Origin of the sequence: Paenibacillus sp. D9, assembly GCF_001188365.1 — a bacterium.
GTDB classification, from domain to species: Bacteria; Bacillota; Bacilli; order Paenibacillales; family Paenibacillaceae; genus Paenibacillus_O; species Paenibacillus_O humicus.
In genome coordinates this window covers 1,137,930-1,155,441 of sequence record NZ_JZEJ01000001.1, presented here as the reverse complement: position 1 = coordinate 1,155,441, position 17,512 = coordinate 1,137,930, and the positions used below count along the sequence as shown (strand labels likewise).

Sequence of the window (17,512 nt, the reverse complement as noted above, 5' to 3'; positions counted from 1 at the left end):
CACGCTGCCGACCGTCAAGCTGAGCCAGGTGGCCGACGTCGCCGTTACGGGCAAGGCCGACTCCATTTCCCGGACGAACGGCAAGGACAGCATCGGGGTGTCCATCGTCAAAGCGGCCGATGCCAATACGGTCGACGTCACGGATGCCGTCAAATCCAAGATGGATGAGCTGACGGCCAAATACGACGGAATCACGTCCACGGTAACGCTCGACCAGGGCAAGCCGATCAAGGACTCGGTGGAGACGATGCTCACGAAAGCCATTCTCGGCGCGGCATTCGCGATCCTCATCATTCTGCTCTTCCTGCGCGACATCCGTTCGACGATCATCTCGGTCGTCTCGATCCCGCTGTCGCTGCTGATCGCCGTGCTCGTGCTGCAGGAGTTCGACATCACGCTGAACATCATGACTCTCGGCGCCATGACCGTGGCGATCGGGCGGGTCGTGGACGATTCCATCGTCGTCATCGAAAACATATACCGGCGGATGGCGATGTCCAGCGAGAAGCTGACCGGCCGGGAGCTGATCATCTCAGCGACCCGGGAAATGTTCGTCCCGATCGCAGCGTCCACGATCGTGACGATCGCCGTTTTCCTTCCGCTAGGATTCGTATCGGGCATGATCGGCGAAATTTTCCTGCCGTTCGCTCTTACGATGGTATTCTCTCTGCTCGCGTCTCTGGTCGTCGCGGTGACCGTCGTTCCGATGCTGGCCCATATGATGTTCCGCAATGGACTCAAGGGCACGAAGCATGAGGACAAGCCGAGCCGTCTGGCCAACGGATACAAGCGTGTCCTGCGCTGGTGCCTGGACCATAAAGGACTGTCGTTCGGCGCTGCCGTATTGCTTCTCGTAGGCAGCTTGTTCCTGACGCCCCTTATCGGAGTCAGCTTCATCTCGAGCGGCGGCGACAACTCCATGATCGTTACCTACAATCCGGCTCCGGGAGAAACGGCCGAGGATGTGGAAGGGTACGCGACGGCAGCGGAGAAGGAGATCATGGGCCGCGAAGGCGTCGAGATCGTCCAATATTCCATCGGCGGCAGCAACCCGTTCAGCCCGGGCGCTTCCAAGCAAGCGCTGTTCAATATCCGCTACAACAGCGACTTCAAGCATTTTGAGGACGAAAAGAAAGCCGTCGTCGAGCTGCTGCAGAAAAACACTAGCAAAGGCGAGTGGAAGCAGCAGGACTTCGGAGGCGGCGGCCTCGGGGGCAGCAGCCTGACGGTCACGGCCTACGGACCGGACATGAAGGAGCTGGAGCCGGTCGTCACCGAGATCAGCGACAAGCTGAAGTCGGTCGCCAACCTGTCGAACGTGGACACGAGCCTATCGAAAACGTATGAGCAGTACCGCATCGCCGCCGATACCAAGAAGCTGAGCCAGCACGGCCTGTCCGCCGGCCAGCTTGCGATGGCGCTCAGTCCGGTGCGCGAGCAGCCGGTCTTGACGACCATCGAGAAGGATGGCGAGAAGCTCGACGTGCATGTCAAAACCGAGGTCAAATCCTATGCGGACAAAGCAGCGCTTGAAAACGCCTTGATTCCGACTCCGCTGGGAGGCGCCGTCAGGCTCGGCGACGTCGCGACGATCGAGGAAGGCACCACGCCGAATACGGTCACCCGCAAAGGCGACCGCATCTACGCCAGCGTCACCGCCGATGTCACCTCATCCGACATCAGCAAAGCTTCCAAGGATGTGCAGAAGGTCATCGACGAGCTCAAGCTTCCTTCCAATGTCGACGTCGAGATGGGCGGAGTCACCGAGGACATCGGAGAATCCTTCAAGCAGCTCGGACTTGCGATCGCCGTTGCGGTCGCCGTCGTCTACCTCGTCCTCGTCATTACATTCGGCGGCGCGCTGACGCCGCTGACGATTCTGTTCTCGCTTCCGTTCACCGTCATCGGCGCCTTGGTGGGACTGCTCGTCGCCAAGGAAACGATCAGCGTCACGGCGCTGATCGGCATGCTCATGCTGATCGGCATCGTCGTCACCAATGCGATCGTGCTGATCGACCGCGTCATCCATATGGAACGCGAAGGAATGAGCGTGCGCGACGCGCTGCTTGAAGCAGGCGGAACAAGGCTGCGTCCGATTCTGATGACCGCTATCGCTACGGTCGGAGCATTGCTGCCGCTGGCGTTCGGCTTCGAATCCGGCGCGCTGATCTCCAAAGGGCTCGGCGTCACCGTCATCGGCGGCCTGACAAGCTCCACGCTGCTGACGCTGATCATCGTTCCAGTCGTCTACGAGTTCCTGAACCGCAGGCGCGCCAAGCGCCAGCGCAGCGGCTCGCTGGAGACGGCGGCCGAATAAAGCTTCTCCCGAATCCTGCCTTCCATGGGCAGGATTCTTTTTTTTGGATATCGCATGCAGGCGGCGGCGACACTAACGGAGGAGCTTTTCATCGGACGCATAAGGAGGATATACAAGCATGGGAATTCCAAGGGATCGACATAAGCAGAAGCGGACAGGCGGGCGGCTGCTCCTTGCATTCCCGATCCTGGCGCTGGCCTGGATGCCGGCGGCGGGAGAGGGGACGGCATGCGCCCGATCCCAGGGGACGTCCAGGGAGGCGCATCCCTTCGTCCAGCCGTCGTCTGCGGCCGTAATTGCCGGCGTGCTGACGCCTTCCCATTCGCCGCCTGCCTATGCCCGCTGGGGCAGGCTCGCCGTCGAGCGCACCAGGGAGAAGTACGCCGCCGGCATTGCCGACTACCGGTATGAAGGCCATTTCGAGCGGGGAGGGGAGCTGGAGGAGTACCGCTTCAAGCTCGTCCTGCAGCCTCGTCCCGGCCTGCCCGCAGCCGTCAGGGTGTCGGTAACGGTTGCCGGCGGCGTCCTCGCAGGGGTAAAATGGGAAGAGACCGGCTTATGAGCCCGCTTGCAGCACCTAATTCCGAATAAGGGGATGACGATATGCTGATCACGACGACACCGACGATTGAAGGAAGACCGATTCAAGAATATACCGGAATCGTAAATGGAGAAGCCATCATGGGAGCGAACGTAGTCCGGGATTTTCTCGCATCCATCACCGATGTCGTGGGAGGGCGCTCCGGCGCCTACGAGGGCAAGCTGAAGCAGGCGCGAGACATCGCCATCGAGGAGATGCGCCAGCAGGCGGCGAGGCTCGGAGCCAACGCCATCGTAGGCGTCGATCTCGACTACGAAGTCGTCCGCGACGGCATGCTGATGGTCACCTGCAGCGGAACGGCCGTCAGGATCTGATGAGCTTCCTGCACTGGCTGGCCGACGAGAAGATCAAGCTCGCCATCAAGGACGGCGAATTCGACGACCTCAAGGGGCTAGGCAAGCCTCTCGACCTGGATGACCTCTCCCACGTTCCGGAAGAGCTCCGAGCTGCCTATCGGATGTTGAAAAATGCCGGCATCGTGCCCGAAGAGGTGCAGCTGAACAAGGATATCGCGACACTCGGCAGTCTGCTTGCGATGTGCGGCAGCGACGAGGAGCGGACGAGCCTGCAGAAGGAGCTCTCCGCCAAGCGGCTGCGGCTGCAGTCGCTCACGGGGTCGAGAGGATGGGACCACCTGCAGGCCTATGCCGACTACAAGGACAAAATTCAAGCGAGACTGGAAGGGGAACAGCGGAATGAGCGCTGAGATCACGACGGAGGAACTGCAGCATCTGCTGGAGACGGGGGAAACCCCGCGCCTGTTCGATGTGCGCGAGGATGACGAATGGGAAGCGGGACATATTCCGCAGGCGCGGCATGTCGCGCTCTCCCGCCTGCCGGACAGCCTCGGCGAGCTTGACGGGGAAGGACCGCTTCTGCTGATCTGCCGCAGCGGCGGACGCAGCGGCCGGGCATGTCAATACTTGCAGGCGCTCGGCTACGATGTCGTCAACGTGCAGGGCGGGATGCTGGCCTGGAACGGAAGCATCGTCCAAGGCGGATAGAAACCGATGAAAAAGGCCTTTCCCGGTCGCCGGGAAAGGCCTTTTTTTCTTTGGTATCATTCCTCTTCCGCAGCGGCTGCGCGATTGCGGCCTGCGGCCTTGGATTTGTACAGGGCCCTGTCCGCACGGGAAATCATCTCCTCGCGGCTCCAAGCTTCTCCGCGTTGGTTCGTGGAGCTACCGATGCTTGCGGTGACGCGGGGAGCGGCGAGAGACGTTTCATGAGGGATATCCGCGGCCTGGATGGCCTCCAGAATCGCATGCGCCATGCCGAGAGCTTCCGCTCGGTCGGCGAATGGAAGCAGGACGGCGAATTCCTCGCCTCCGTACCTTGCGGCGACACCTTTGCCGTCCTGGAGGCAGCCGTCGATCAGCTGGGCGACCTTCTTCAGGACAAGATCTCCCTTCTGATGGCCGTATCGGTCGTTGTACAGCTTGAAGAAATCGATATCCAGCAGCAGCAGCGAGAATGGATGCCCCTTGAGGCTGGATTCCTCGAGCATGCCTTCGAGCAGCTCGTCGAATCTGCGGCGGTTCGAGATACCCGTCAGTCCGTCCAGGTTGGTGAGCTGCGTCAGCTGCTCGTTCATGGCGCGAAGCTCTTCCCGGGATTCGACCAGGTCCTTCTGCTGCTTGACGAGCCGGACATAGAGGCGGTTGACCTCGTAGATGATGGCGCAAATGAGGACGAAGGCGGACACGAGCGAGTTGAATCTGGACATGTACCAGCCGAACGTATACCTGGAGCCGGCGGGCAAGGAGACGACGATGTCCATCAGAAACGCCAGGAGGGCGACGCTCAGCCAGAGGCTGAGGACGGTTTTTCCTTTTTTCATCCCTACGAGCATGACCAGAGCGACGAAGTTCAGCCCGAGCATGAGCGGCTTGATGACAGCGTTCGTGAGATGATTGAACTTGTCCTGCTCCACGAGCACCGGCAGGCTGTCATGGGCTGATGTCGTTACGACAGCGGCGGCCGCGACGAGGATGAGAATGCCGCAGGTCAGCATGAAAGCCCACAGCGCATTGCGGCTGAATTCGACGGGCCGCTTCTCCGAGCGGTCGGCGAGCAGATAGGAGATGATGCCGGCAGGAAAGCCTGCATGCCAGCATACCCACAGCCAGGAAGAAGTCTGGGAACCGGCGGACAGCATTCCCTTTTCCGTGAAGACGCCGGGATAGGTCAGGATATAGGGAATCATGATGAGGGCCGTGAACAGGTACGTGCAGGCCAGAATAAGAATCGAGAGGTTGCCGATGGCCCTGTACTGGCTGTAGAGCAGATGGGCGGTGAGCAGGTCTCCGAACAGGAACCAGGCGATGAAGGCGGGCAGGAAGGGCTTGACGACCGACAAGGAGAGGTCGCCGAAGGGAAGTGCTGCCGTCGAGATGAGAAGCAGCAGCAAAGTCGCCGAAATCGCAGCCGCGTATTGTCTGCGGGTGGTGGCGATCGTCAGCACTTGATTGGAATAGGGAAGCTGTTCGTTCATTGTCTTACTCCTCGAGGCTCGCTCATCCGGGTTGAATGGGGGCGCGTATATGGACTTCTGCATGGAATTCGCAAGCAGAGCTAGAACCTATATCGGCAGCAGCCTCGCAAATACTGAATCGGAATGGAATGAAGGACCGGCGGCAGCCATATAGTTGATAGGGACGGTTCTATGAATCTAGCTATCGGCAAGGGAGGAGCGCCGGGATGAACGAATTAACGACGGCTGCGCTGGACCTCGGCATCCAGGGCATGAGCTGCACCGCCTGCGCGGCAAGGATCGAGCGGGCGCTGGCCAAGATGGAAGGAGTGACGGAAGCTTCCGTCAGCTATGCATCCCGGATGGCCTGGATCCGGTATGAGGCCGGCAGGCAGCAGCCGGATGCCATCAAAGAAAGAGTCCGCCAGCTTGGCTTCGCAACATCCGAGCCGGGCGACCGGACAAGCCATATGAAGGAAATGACCGAATTGCGGAACCGCTCGGTGCTGTCGCTGCTGCTGTCCATTCCGCTCTTATGGGCGATGGTATCGCATTACAGCTGGCTGAAAGGCGTTCCGGTTCCGGCGCTGGTGAGCCATGCATGGGTCCAGCTTGCTTTGGCGACCATAATCCAGCTATGGATCGGGCTTCCTTTTTACCTCAACGCCTGGAGCGCGCTCCGCGAACGGACGGCCAATATGGACGTTCTGGTCGTGATCGGGACGTCGTCGGCGTATCTGTACAGCCACTATATCGTCTTTAGCCAGGGAATCCATGGCGCTGCCAGCTCAGGCGGAGGGCATGGAGCCCTGCTGCCCGTTTACTTCGACACCGGGGCCATCGTCATTACGGCGGTGCTGTTGGGCAAATACATGGAATCCCGCTCCAGCGCCAGGGCGCTTCGCGAAAGCGACGGATATGCCAAGCTGGCCTCGCGGGACGTTACGGTCCAAAGAGCGGATGAAATCAGCCGCATTCCGGCCGAAAGCGTCCGCGACGGGGATATCGTGCTTGTCGGTCCCGGCGAATTGATTCCGGTGGACGGCATCGTAACCGGCGGCCAATCGGAAGCGGACGAGTCGCTGCTCACGGGGGAGAGCCGCCCGGTGCCCAAGCTTCCGGGAAGCCTCGTATGGGCAGGCACGTTCAATCGCGGCGATACGCTGCGGATCCGGACGGAGAAGACCGGAGAAGGCACGATGCTCAGCCGGATCGGCGCGCTGCTCCGCCAAGCCCAGGCAGCGAAGACGGGAATTCAGAAGAAGGTGGACGCCTGGTCGGCCCGGTTCGTTCCCGTCATGCTTCTGCTTGCCGCGCTCACGTTCGCAGGCTGGCTTCTCTCCGGAAGCAGCGACAGCCTGCGCAGCGCGATGCTGAGCTCGCTGTCGGTGCTGCTCGTAGCCTGTCCTTGCGCGCTTGGACTCGCGACGCCGATCTCTCTGGTCATCGCATCCGGCAAGCTGGCCCGCCAAGGGATCGTGCTGAAGGAGGCGGGAGCGCTGGAACGGCTGGCCCAGCTGGATACCGTCCTGCTGGACAAGACCGGCACGCTTACGGAAGGGCGTCCCGGCGTGACGGCCGTCCACGCTCCCGCTTCCGGATTCGGCCCGGCTGCCGTGCTGCGCCTGGCCGCCGCGGCAGAAGGAGACTCGCGGCATCCTTATGCCCTATCCATCCGCGGGGAAGCGCGCAAGCGGGGGATCGTCATTCCGGCCGTGGAGCAGGCTCTCGAATGGCCCGGGTTCGGGGCGGCGGCGACATGTTCGGAAGGACGGGCCGCCATCGGGGGCAGGCAGCTCGCAGCGCAGGAGCGATGGAAGGGCATGGGGGAAGCCGCCTCGTTCGCCCAGGCGCGCGAGGAGTCCGGAGAGACGGTGCTGTTCGTCTCGCTGGACGGCGCATGCATCGGGGCCATCGCGCTCGGCGACCGGCTCCGTCCATCCTCGGCGCGTGCCGTCGAAGCGCTGCGGCAGGAAGGTCTGGAGCTGGTGCTCGCTACCGGAGACAGCCCGGGTCCCGCCGCCGCCGCCGCGCGCGAAGCCGGCATCCGCAAGGTGAAGTCCGGCATGCTTCCGGAAGGCAAGCTGGAGCTGATCCGCTCGCTCCAGAAGCAGGGACGCGTCGTGGCCATGGCGGGCGACGGCTGGAACGATGCTCCGGCCCTGGCAGCCTCCGACGCCGGATTCGCCATGGGCGACGGCACGGACGCCGCTCTTGACGCCGGGCATATTACGCTGCTGAGGCCGAGTTTGACCGGCATTCGGGACGCCATCGGAGTCAGCCGGCTGACGGTGCGCAATATCCGGCAGAATCTGGCGTTCGCGTTTCTCTACAATGCCGTCATGGTCCCCGTGGCTGCGCTCGGCCTGCTGGAGCCGTGGATGGCCGGCGCCGCGATGGCGCTCAGCTCGGTGACCGTCGTCGCCAATTCGCTGCGGCTGTCTGGAGGCATCCGCCGGCTGCTGTCGAACCGCTGAGGCGGAGGAGGCCGATTGGACCCTGACTTTCAGGGGTAATATCATTCGGTTTGGAGCAGGCACGTCCGTCCAGCGATATACAACTCCCTTTTGGGAAGGAGGAAGCGGCATGGAAAAAGAGCACGAGGCGGGATATCTCATCTCCATCCAGACAGGCCGGCCGCAGCGTCTCGATTTCAAAGGGCGCTCGGTCTTATCCGCCATCAACAAGACGCCGCGCTCCGGCCCGGTGACGGTTCGCTTCCGCCAAGTCGACGGCGACTCCCAGGCGGAGCCTTCCGTCCACGGAGGTCCGGACAAGGCGGTGCTCATGTTCTCGGCCGACCGTTATCCGTATTGGGAAGAGAAGCTCGGAATCGAACGCAGGCCGGGACTGTTCGGAGAGAATTTGACCGTGGCCGGCCTGCATGAAGAAATCGTGTGCATCGGGGACAAGCTGCGCATCGGAGCCGCCCTGCTGGAGGTGACGGAGCCCCGCCAGCCCTGCTACAAGCTGGGAGCGTGGCTGAAGCAGCCCAAGCTTCCTCTATGGGTGAAGGAAACCGGGTATGGGGGGTATTACCTGCGGGTGCTGGAAGAAGGCGCGGTCGAGGCCGGCAACGCGGTCGAGCTGCAGCGGCATCCGCTGCAGGTGACGGTGAAGGAAGCGTTCGATGTTTTCTACGACCGTTCTCCGGACTGGAGCGCCAAGGCGGAGCGGGTGCTTGCCGTGGAAGCTCTCGGATCGGATTGGCGGCAGGCTCTGCGGAAGCGGTTTGAAAAAGGGGCTGTCGTCCTGCCTGTGGAGCTTCCGGAGCAGGCTTAGCGAACGATTCGCCGCATGGTTGGTTCCTTCATCCTTATGCAGAGTCATGAGACCGCAAGTACAGTTACGGAATTGCAATCAGCCGCAAGTCCTCCTTGCGCACGACAACAGGCGCCGCGGGGACATGCTCCAGGCGGAAGGCCGGCGCCAGCTCGCGGGCAGCGACGGCTTCCGGGCGGTCAAGCAGGCCGCTCCAGTAGGCGAGCAGGCCGACGGCCGCTTCCGGCCGGGCGCCCGTTTCCCGGATGGCGGACAGGGAGATGCCGCCATGGCGCTTGGCCAGCCGCTTGCCGTCCGGTCCCATCAGCAGCGGAACATGGGCGAACCGGGGAGGGGCGAAGCCGAGCGCTTCATAGAGCAGCAGCTGGCGGGGAGTGGAGTCCAGCAGATCGCTGCCGCGCAGCACATCCGTCACGCCCATCAGGGCATCGTCCACCGTTACGGCCAGCTGGTAGCTGAAGATGCCGTCCGCCCGCCGGACGACAAAGTCGCCTCCTGCGCCCGGCGCCGTATGCTGATGTCCGGCGGCCAAGTCGTCGAAGGATACGACACGCGCAGAATCGACGGCCAGCCGCAGCGAGGGCTCTTTGGCCTTGCCGCGCTCCTGCCTCTCCGTCTCGCCAAGATGCCTGCATGTTCCCGGATAGGCGGGGCCTTCCGACGAGAGGCCATGAGGGGCGCTGGCGACGGCGGCGAGCTCCGCGCGGCTGCAAAAGCAAGGGTAGAGCCTTCCCTGAGCCGCCAGCCTGTCCAGAGCTTCCCGATAGAGAGGAAGCCGCTCGCTCTGCGTGTACGGGCCGCGGGCGCCGCCGATGTCCGGGCCTTCGTCCCAGTCGATGCCGAGCCAGCGCAGATCCGCGAGCGCTGCTTCCGCGTATTCGGATCTGGAGCGGGGGCCGTCGATATCCTCCATCCGCAGGATGAACGTTCCTCCTGCGGCTCTTATTTGCAGCCATGCCAGGAGCGCGGTCCTTGCATTGCCAAGATGCATGAGTCCCGACGGGGTCGGAGCGAATCTTCCGATTGTGACAGCCATATCTTTCACTTCTCCTTGCCTTGATGGCTTGTGCCGTCAATTAAGGCGGCCAATTCCGATTATGCTTGGTATAATAGCATTAGCTGCGGAGGCCGCACAAATGGTAAGGAATGAAATCCGCCGTGCAAGAAAAGGGAGATAGGGAGCATAGTCTCGCGTACATAGGGAATCAGGACAATGCCATTCATAGAAACATTCATTCTTAGCCGTAACGGCCTGGGGGCGATCAGGCGGACAAGGCGGGAATGCCGGAGGGGGAAGCGGGAACAATGACCGATAAGAGCGCAGATCCTAACAGCCTGCCTGAGGCGGGAACGGACAGCGAGCTCCGCAGCTTGACGATGCAGCTGGAGGAAGCGGAGCACGCCGAAGCCATGCTGGCCTTCAACGAGAGGCGCAGGGACAAGCTGCGCCAGGATATTTTCGCTATGGAGCGCAAGATTTTCGAGCTGGAGGATGTCAGCCGCAAAGAGCATGAGGATGTGGAGCAGCTGTCCCGCCTTGGCTGGAGCGCGTTATGGCTGAAGCTGACGGGAGGGCTTGAAGAGCAGCTGGAGCTGGAGCGGCAGGAGGCGGCCGAGGCCCTGTTCCGCTTGAAGGAAGCGAAGGAGCAGCTGGACAGGTTGCAAACAGAGCTTTCGGAAGTCGGCGTAAGGCTGGCGGAGCACATCGGCCCAACCCGCATGCTTCCCGTCCTGAAGCAAAAGAAGGAGGAGCTGGTCCGGCTGCGCCTGCCGCAGGTCAAGGAGGAGCTGGACAGGCTGGATGCGGAGCTGGCCGGGAAAACGAGCCTGCTGGCGGAGCTTCGGGAAGCCTGTTCGGCCTGCTCCGATCTGAACGGCAAGCTGGGGCAGGCGCTCTCGAGCTTCGAGTCGGCTTCCAACTGGGGCACCTATGATATGCTTGGAGGAGGCATGATATCCACGCATATCAAGCATCGGAGGATGGACGAAGCCCAGGAAGCGCTCGGGGCGGCCCGCAGCGCGGCCAGAAGGCTGGAATCCGAGCTGAAGGATCTCGGGCGCGAAGAAGCGTACCGAATTCCGGTCGGCAGCGGCGCCAGGCTGGGCGATTATTTGCTGGACGGATTTCTGATGGACTGGTTCGTGCAGAGCAAGATTGCGGCTTCCAGGGAAAGTACCCGCGAGCTGCTCGGCGAAACCCGCGCCCTGTACCGTTCGCTTGACGGGGACCGGACTCGTCAGGAGTCGGAACTGTCCGCTCTGCAGCGGAAACGGGAACGGCTGATCCTGGAGGCCGGCCGGGGATAGACGGCAGCCGTGACCGGAGACGGAGGCATCGATCCCGAAGCGGGATTCGCATAGAAAGGAATACAGAGATGATTCGAGTCATGGCGATGGATGTCGCAAAAAAATTGCATAAGAATATCGGCCTGAACGACCTTGACGCGATGGAGGCCGTCTGGTACTGGGTGGACATGGACCGGCCGAACGCGGAGGAGATTTCCTTGCTGGACGAACGCTTCCACTTCCACCCTCTGGCGATCGAGGATTGCCTCCACCTGCTGCAAAGGCCCAAAGTGGACCACTACGAGGATGTCCACTTTTTTGTCATGCATGCGCTGATTCCGGAGACGCTGCATGTCGATGAGGTGAATCTGTTTCTCGGATCGAACTTTGCGGTGACCTTCCATTTCGCCCAATCGCAAGAAGTCGACGAGGCATGGGAGACGCTCGCCGTACATCCGAAGCATCCCGGAAAAGGCCATCTGATGGCAGCCTACAGCGTGACGGACAAGCTGGTCGACCGTTATTTTCCCGCCGTATACGGCATTGAAGACCAGCTGCTTGACGCCGATCTCAACAGCTCCGGCTACTTGAAGCAATCCGGCATGGACGAGATTTTCACGATACGGGCCAAGCTGCTGAAGCTGCGCAAGACGATCGTGCCGATGAGGGACCTGCTCTACCGCCTCACCTCCACGGAAGCTCTCCCGAGCTTCAAGGACTTCAAAGCGTTCTATCTGGATATCTACGACCATCTGCTGAAGCAGGCCGAGACGCTGGAAGCCTGCCGCGAGATGACGGCCGATCTGCGCGACAGCTTCATGAGCTACAACTCCAACCGCATGAACGGGATCATGAAGACGCTCACGGTCATCACGACGATCTTCATGCCGCTGACCTTCATCGCGGGAGTGTACGGGATGAATTTCATCAACATGCCGGAGCTCGAAACCAGGGTGGGCTATTTCGTCGTGCTTGGAGCGATGGGGCTGATCGCCCTCTGCATGTTCGCCTGGTTCAAGCGCAAGGGCTGGTTCGACTGAATCCGGCTGCAGAACCGACTCGGCTCAATCTGAAGGAAAGAAGCATCCTCATAGGGAGACGTGTTGCTGAAAAGGCCAGATTTGCAAGCTGTTGTTCAGACAAAAGGCTTCTTTCCCCTACGGAAAGGAGCCTGTTTCATTTTCCTCCCCTTTTCTCCCGCATCCGGTATGATAGTGGAAGTAGAAAATAAAGGGAACTTATCCTTTCCTTTCTCGTCCACTTACCGAGGTGAACCCATTGGATTTCGATTATTTGCAATACACGGCGGCGGATTACGACCGCGGCTCCGTCCTCGATCAGCTCATGAAGGCCTACGGCAGGGACGTATGGAATTTCGCTCTCATGCTGACGCGGAACCGGGATTCGGCAGACGATATCGCTCAAGACGTCTTTCTCAAAGTGTACGAGAAGCTTCCCGAGTTCAGGGGACAGAGCTCGGTCAAGACGTGGATTCTGACGATTACCCGGCATGCGGCGCTCGACCAGCTGCGCTCCTCCTGGGTCCGCAGGGTCATGCTGCTGGAGTTTCTGCCAGGCGGCCATCATCCATCGGCGGAAAAGGAGCTTTTCAAGCGGCTGCAAAACGAGGAAGTATGGCTGGCGGTGCTCGCTCTTCCGCTGAAGCTGCGGGAGGTGCTGCTTCTGACCTGCCATTACGGCATGTCCATGGAAGAAACGGCGGGGCTGCTCGGAGTCGCCAAAGGAACCGTCAAATCACGGCTTCACCGGGCGCGGGCGGCCATGAACCGCAAAGTAACGGCAAGCGAAGCTCTGAATGTGGGGGGCGAGTGGATATGAACGAATGGGAGAAGCGGCTGTCCGGCTCCTTGCCGGTCGCGAACGGGTTCACCTCGGAACTTGAGCGCAAAGTGAGGGAGCGGGTCGCGATGGAGAAAAAGAAGAGCAGGAAGGTCTGGCTGAGGGTGCTGCCGCTGGCGGCTGCGGCTGTGCTCATGGTCGGCTTGTGGAGATTCGGAGAGTCCCGGCAGCCGCTGCAAGCGGAGGGGATCGGCGCGCTGTCGGGCGACGCCTTCGGGGACAAGGAGTTTACCTTGAAGGTGTTTGGCGGCGGCAGCATGAATTCGGAAACGCTGAAGCGCCAATTCATCATCCGGCATCCATCGGTTGACATAAGCATGAGCGGTCAGTGGGACGGCAAGGGCAGGAGCTTGGCAGACTACCGGAACGCCCTTGATAGAGGAGAGGATGTGCTGGTCGTTCCGACCGCCATTTACAGGGAACTGGCTGCGGAAGGGAGAGTGGTCCCTTTGGAGCCCTATATCCTCAAAGACAAGCTTGATCTGAGCGATATGCACGCGCCTGTGCTGGACGCTCTGAAGGCCATCGGAGGCGGAGAGCTTCAAGGGCTGGCGGGGGAATTCAGCTCCAGCGCGCTGTTCGTCAATCCGGAGCTGTTCGCCAAGAACGGAGTGGAGCTTCCAAGGGAAGGAGCGACGGTGCAGGAAATTCTCGACATCGCCAAGCGTTTCGAGGGGACCGGGACGACGGGACTCGTCACGGAATCGAGGGATAGCGGCAATCCGGCCGAGACGGCGCTGAGGCTTGGTCAGGCAAGCGGCCTTCAGCTCTATGGAGGCGATCCCATGCTCCAGACCTCATACTCGGCTTTGTCCGGCAAAGGGTGGATCACGCTGTTCGACCAGGTTGCAGAGGGCTTCCGCGAAGGATGGATCGCTCCTTCTCCGGATTTGGATTTTAGCGGCAGGAAAGGCATTCCGATGAGCGAGGTCGTGCAGAACGACTTGTTCGGCGGCGGGAAAGCGGCGATGCGGTTCGGCGATACATCCTTCTATAGGGAGCTCGCTTCAACGGAGGCCGAGCGCCCTGCCGTTGCCGGGAACAAGAGCGAACCTGTCAAACGGAACTGGAAAACCGTTTCCTATGAACTCCATATCAACGCCGTCAACGCGTCCGACCTGCTGGACATGAGCCAGATCTACGTCATTAATGCCAAAAGCGTGAACAAGGACGCCGCTTGGGAGCTGGTGAAGGCGGCGGTGTTCTTGTCCAAAACGGATAAGGATGCCGACAATCGGATGGACTTGCCGGTATTCGAGGAAGCGATGAAGACTCAGCCGGAGGAACGCTGGAGGGCGTTTTATATGGAGAGCGGTTCAAAAAAGCTGAACGAGAACAGTCTGCCTATTTACGAAGGCGCCGACTACCTGGGCATTCTATCGGCCGAGGACGGGCAGCAGATGAAGCGCTGGGCAAAGGGCGAGCTTTCCTCCGAGGACGCGCTGGGACTGATTGATAACGTACTCGCGAGGAATCTGCTGGCTCTGGAAAAGAATTTGTTCAGGGAGGGGATCGCGCGTGGCAAGGACTAAACGCTTTTTAGCGGTCCCTTCCTTGATTGCCGCTTTGATCGGCTCCAGCGTCATAGCTGGATGCAGCTCCACTGCAGGCTTGTCGACATCCCAGAGCATCAAAATCGTCGCCGACAGCAAAAGTCAATTCGACACGATGTACCGCGATTACATCGAAGCGGCGTATCCGGGCCTGTCTATCGAGCTGGTGGAGATGAACCCCGATTACACGCGGTCCGTAACGCCCGAGATGTACGAACAGGTCGTGAAGGAGCAGAAGCCGGATCTTCTCCTCATATGGGATCACTTTTATTCCCAGCTGGGCGACAAGCAGCTGCTGGAGGATCTGGCTCCCTACATGAAAGCGTCCGGCCTCCGCAAGGAAGACCTGTACGACGGAATGCCCGAGATGCTGAGCGCGAAGGGAGGCGGCAAGCTGCTTGGACTCTCGCCGGATGTTACATTCAGCGTTCTTCGCTACAACAAGGAGCTGTTCGCAAAGGCAGGAGTCGAATCCCCTCGGGACGGAATGAGCATCGAAGAGGTGTACGAGCTGGCTGGCCGCTTCAATGGCATGAAATCCGGGGGCAAGACAGTGAGCGGCTTGCACATGGGAATCTTTAATACGCCTTCCAGTCTGGTCGGCTCTTACCTTCAAAGCGAAGGCATGTCCGATATAAGCGCGGATGGTACCAGGCTGTTATGGAATGCTCCCGAGCTGGCCTTGGTCCTCGACAAGATCGTCCAGCTGTACCGAAGCGGATCCTTCGCTCTCGAGGAAGACCGGTCCAAGGTCGTGAACGGGGTCAAGGTGTACGATAAGGAAGCGGTCGAGGCGGGAGAGCATTTCGCCAAAGGGCTGGCGGCGATGACCTTCGAAAATTACGGCGGCCAGAAATACGGCTTTGAGACCGGAGAGGTGACGCCGCCGGTGTTGTCCAGGGACCGGAGCCGCAGCACTTTCATCAGCACCGGCCAAATCATGTCGATACCGCGAACGTCCGACCACAAGAAGGCGGCATGGGCTATCATCCGGCTCATGCTCAGCGAGCATATTGCCAAGGCCAAAATCAAGCTGGGGTACCCGCCGGTCCCGATCTCCTCCTATCCCGGCTTAAAGGGCGATTCGATGTTGGACAAGCTGTTCGAGCTGAAGCCTTACATTTACCCGCAGGCCGCATCTCTTCCGAAAGGCTGGGATTCTACCAGCATGCTGGATTTTGACGATGCCTATGCAGAGCTGAAAAACAAAGAAATCACCGCCGCTGTACAGGGCAGCCAGACCGCTTCGCAGGCAGCGGCGAACATCCAGAAACGAGGACAAGAGCTGTTGGACAATGCGTTGGCAAAAGTTGAAAATTGAGCGGCACACGCTGTGGCGAGCGAACGGGTACGGCGATCTCAAAGTTTAAAAATGGTTAAGCCAGGGTGTTTTGAATGTTTGAATTCTTGAATTCTTAAAGAAGCCTTGATATCTTGATATCTTGATGCGTTTATGTCTTGATGTTCTGAAAGTCTGAAAGTCTGAAAGTCTGAAAGTCTGAAAGTCTGAAAGTCTGAAAGTCTGAAAGTCTGAAAGTCTGAAAGTTGAAAGTCTTGAACTTGGAGCCGTCCCGCTGGGGGCGGCTTTTCCGGTCGTCATAACGAAGCTCTTAATCACCGACTGGAATCGCTGCGGCATGTGCGGCGAACGGTGGGATTTCTTGACATCCGCAAAATGCTCGGTTTACAGGAGCAGCCGCGTATCGCGGAGAGAAGTTCGAGCCGGCTGCTTGGCGCCGAAGGCGCCGGTTGTGGTAGAGTAGAGTCCGTACATCGATAGAAACCGGAGGGAATGCCATGGCAGAGGTGGATAGACTGCCCATAGACGAAGTCATGCCGGAGCTGCTGAAGGCGCTGGATTCCGGCACGCGCGCCGTGCTGGTCGCCCAGCCGGGAGCGGGCAAGACGACCCGCGTTCCGCTCGCCTTGCTGAAGAGCGGCTGGCTGGAAGGGCGCAAGCTTCTCATGCTGGAGCCGCGCAGGCTGGCTGCCCGCTCGGCTGCGGCGTACATGGCGCGCTCGCTCGGAGAGAGCGCGGGGGAGACGGTCGGCTACCGGGTCAGGCTGGAGACGAAGGTCGGTCCAGGCACGCGAATCGAGGTCGTGACCGAAGGCGTGCTGACGCGCATGCTGCAGGAGGATCCGGCTCTCGAGGCTTACGGGGCCGTCATCTTCGACGAGTTCCATGAGCGGCATCTCAGCAGCGATCTCGGTCTTGCTCTATGCCTGCAATCGGCTTCCCTGCTGAGGGAAGATCTGAGGCTGCTCGTCATGTCGGCGACGCTTGCGGCAGGGAAGGTGTCGGAGCTTCTGGGAGGGGCGCCGGTCATTCTCAGCGAAGGGCGGCAATATCCGGTCGAGACGTTCTACCGGCCGCGAGGAAGCGGCTCCAGGCTGGAGCAGGATGCTGCCGCAGCCGTCCTGGAGGCATTGCGTCAGCAGGAAGGCGACGTGCTCGTCTTCCTGCCGGGCATGGCCGAGATCCGGCGGACGGGAGATGCGCTGCGGCGGCTCGGTCTGCCTGACGGCACGGCGCTTCGCCAGCTGCATGGGAGCATGCCGCTGCGCGAGCAGGACGAGGCTGTCGCGCCATGCCCGCCGGGCAGCCGCAAGGTCGTGCTGGCGACCGGCATCGCCGAGTCCAGCTTGACCGTCGCCGGCGTGCGCGCGGTGGTGGACGCGGGCCTTGCGCGAGTGCCGAAGTTTTCGCCGCGCACCGGGATGACGCGGCTGGAGACGGAGCCGGTATCGCGCGCCTCCGCCGATCAGCGGCGCGGCCGCGCAGGCCGCACCGCGCCGGGAGCCTGCTGGCGGCTGTGGGGAGAGGAGGCGCATCGCCATCTGCCGCCTTTCGCCACGCCGGAGCTGATGGAGGCGGATCTGGCCCCGCTTGCGCTGGAGCTGGCAGCCTGGGGCGTCCAGGATCCCGCCGAGCTGGACTGGCTCGACGTGCCGCCTGCGGCAGCCTATGCGCAGGCCTGCGAGCTGCTGCAGCGGCTCGGCGCGCTCGCGGACGACGGGCGGATCACGCCGCATGGCCGGCGGATGGCCGCGCTCGGCGGCCATCCGCGCCTCGCGCATATGGCGCTTGCCGCCGCCGGGCTCGGCTGGGGCGACGCCGCGTGCGAGCTCGCCGCGCT

General features: G+C 61.1%; 15 protein-coding genes. 13 read left to right on the top strand and 2 right to left on the bottom strand.

Annotated elements, in window-relative coordinates:
• From VE23_RS05370 to VE23_RS05350, 5 genes are all read left to right on the top strand, one after another.
• On the top strand, window positions 1-2,317 hold a 2,317-nt coding region (locus VE23_RS05370), incomplete at its 5' end, for an efflux RND transporter permease subunit (protein ID WP_198156136.1).
• 118 nt (window positions 2,318-2,435) lie between these two features.
• Complete coding sequence (locus VE23_RS05365) at window positions 2,436-2,879, top strand: DUF3889 domain-containing protein (protein ID WP_049867515.1); 444 nt, start codon at window positions 2,436-2,438, stop codon at window positions 2,877-2,879.
• Window positions 2,880-2,920: 41 nt separating this feature from the next.
• A complete protein-coding gene (locus tag VE23_RS05360; protein ID WP_021880052.1) occupies window positions 2,921-3,232 on the top strand; it encodes a YbjQ family protein in 312 nt (103 codons plus the stop codon).
• Entirely contained in the window at window positions 3,232-3,624 is a 393-nt protein-coding gene (locus tag VE23_RS05355) for a DnaJ family domain-containing protein (protein ID WP_048749978.1), read from the top strand. Before VE23_RS05360 ends, VE23_RS05355 begins: the two co-directional genes overlap by 1 nt.
• The gene (locus VE23_RS05350) at window positions 3,614-3,922 is read left to right on the top strand and encodes a rhodanese-like domain-containing protein (protein WP_049867514.1); all 309 of its coding nucleotides are present in this window, start codon (window positions 3,614-3,616) and stop codon (window positions 3,920-3,922) included. Before VE23_RS05355 ends, VE23_RS05350 begins: the two co-directional genes overlap by 11 nt.
• Window positions 3,923-3,978: 56 nt before the next feature.
• Here the strand turns inward: VE23_RS05350 and VE23_RS05345 are convergent, their stop codons facing one another.
• Window positions 3,979-5,412, bottom strand: coding sequence for a sensor domain-containing diguanylate cyclase (locus tag VE23_RS05345; RefSeq protein ID WP_049867513.1), 1,434 nt, complete (start codon window positions 5,410-5,412; stop codon window positions 3,979-3,981).
• A gap of 206 nt (window positions 5,413-5,618) precedes the next feature.
• Here VE23_RS05345 and VE23_RS05340 point away from each other — a divergent pair, with 206 nt between their 5' ends.
• Window positions 5,619-7,868: a heavy metal translocating P-type ATPase gene (locus tag VE23_RS05340; RefSeq protein WP_049867512.1), complete on the top strand. Its 2,250-nt coding sequence runs from the start codon at window positions 5,619-5,621 to the stop codon at window positions 7,866-7,868.
• A gap of 109 nt (window positions 7,869-7,977) precedes the next feature.
• Window positions 7,978-8,673 (top strand): MOSC domain-containing protein, encoded by a 696-nt coding sequence (locus VE23_RS05335; RefSeq protein ID WP_048749738.1) that lies wholly within the window; start codon window positions 7,978-7,980, stop codon window positions 8,671-8,673.
• Window positions 8,674-8,737: 64 nt separating this feature from the next.
• Here the strand turns inward: VE23_RS05335 and gluQRS are convergent, their stop codons facing one another.
• Window positions 8,738-9,709, bottom strand: a complete 972-nt coding sequence (gluQRS, locus tag VE23_RS05330; protein ID WP_049867511.1) for a tRNA glutamyl-Q(34) synthetase GluQRS — start codon at window positions 9,707-9,709, stop codon at window positions 8,738-8,740.
• Between the two features lie 269 nt (window positions 9,710-9,978).
• Here gluQRS and VE23_RS05325 point away from each other — a divergent pair, with 269 nt between their 5' ends.
• From VE23_RS05325 to hrpB, 6 genes are all read left to right on the top strand, one after another.
• Entirely contained in the window at window positions 9,979-10,980 is a 1,002-nt protein-coding gene (locus VE23_RS05325; protein WP_157053911.1) for a hypothetical protein, read from the top strand.
• A gap of 68 nt (window positions 10,981-11,048) precedes the next feature.
• Window positions 11,049-11,999, top strand: a complete 951-nt coding sequence (corA, locus tag VE23_RS05320; RefSeq protein WP_048749744.1) for a magnesium/cobalt transporter CorA — start codon at window positions 11,049-11,051, stop codon at window positions 11,997-11,999.
• A gap of 238 nt (window positions 12,000-12,237) precedes the next feature.
• Complete coding sequence (locus VE23_RS05315; RefSeq protein WP_048749746.1) at window positions 12,238-12,798, top strand: RNA polymerase sigma factor; 561 nt, start codon at window positions 12,238-12,240, stop codon at window positions 12,796-12,798.
• Window positions 12,795-14,351 carry an ABC transporter substrate-binding protein gene (locus tag VE23_RS05310; RefSeq protein ID WP_049867509.1) on the top strand — a complete coding sequence of 519 codons (1,557 nt, stop codon included), beginning with the start codon at window positions 12,795-12,797 and terminating at the stop codon, window positions 14,349-14,351. The genes VE23_RS05315 and VE23_RS05310 overlap by 4 nt, the downstream gene beginning before the upstream one ends.
• A complete protein-coding gene (locus VE23_RS05305) occupies window positions 14,338-15,693 on the top strand; it encodes an ABC transporter substrate-binding protein (protein WP_157053910.1) in 1,356 nt (451 codons plus the stop codon). The genes VE23_RS05310 and VE23_RS05305 overlap by 14 nt, the downstream gene beginning before the upstream one ends.
• A 476-nt stretch (window positions 15,694-16,169) precedes the next feature.
• On the top strand, window positions 16,170-17,512 hold a 1,343-nt coding region (hrpB, locus tag VE23_RS05300; RefSeq protein ID WP_069202563.1), incomplete at its 3' end, for an ATP-dependent helicase HrpB.

What these genes read in the sequence shown, in the direction of transcription:
- VE23_RS05345 (WP_049867513.1), bottom strand. Translation starts at nt 5,412, where the DNA reads ATGAACGAACAGCTTCCCTATTCCAATCAAGTGCTGACGATCGCCACC.
- VE23_RS05360 (WP_021880052.1), top strand. Translation starts at nt 2,921, where the DNA reads ATGCTGATCACGACGACACCGACGATTGAAGGAAGACCGATTCAAGAA.
- VE23_RS05335 (WP_048749738.1), top strand. Translation starts at nt 7,978, where the DNA reads ATGGAAAAAGAGCACGAGGCGGGATATCTCATCTCCATCCAGACAGGC.
- VE23_RS05310 (WP_049867509.1), top strand. Translation starts at nt 12,795, where the DNA reads ATGAACGAATGGGAGAAGCGGCTGTCCGGCTCCTTGCCGGTCGCGAAC.
- gluQRS (WP_049867511.1), bottom strand. Translation starts at nt 9,709, where the DNA reads ATGGCTGTCACAATCGGAAGATTCGCTCCGACCCCGTCGGGACTCATG.
- corA (WP_048749744.1), top strand. Translation starts at nt 11,049, where the DNA reads ATGATTCGAGTCATGGCGATGGATGTCGCAAAAAAATTGCATAAGAAT.
- VE23_RS05340 (WP_049867512.1), top strand. Translation starts at nt 5,619, where the DNA reads ATGAACGAATTAACGACGGCTGCGCTGGACCTCGGCATCCAGGGCATG.
- VE23_RS05355 (WP_048749978.1), top strand. Translation starts at nt 3,232, where the DNA reads ATGAGCTTCCTGCACTGGCTGGCCGACGAGAAGATCAAGCTCGCCATC.
- VE23_RS05350 (WP_049867514.1), top strand. Translation starts at nt 3,614, where the DNA reads ATGAGCGCTGAGATCACGACGGAGGAACTGCAGCATCTGCTGGAGACG.
- VE23_RS05325 (WP_157053911.1), top strand. Translation starts at nt 9,979, where the DNA reads ATGACCGATAAGAGCGCAGATCCTAACAGCCTGCCTGAGGCGGGAACG.
- VE23_RS05365 (WP_049867515.1), top strand. Translation starts at nt 2,436, where the DNA reads ATGGGAATTCCAAGGGATCGACATAAGCAGAAGCGGACAGGCGGGCGG.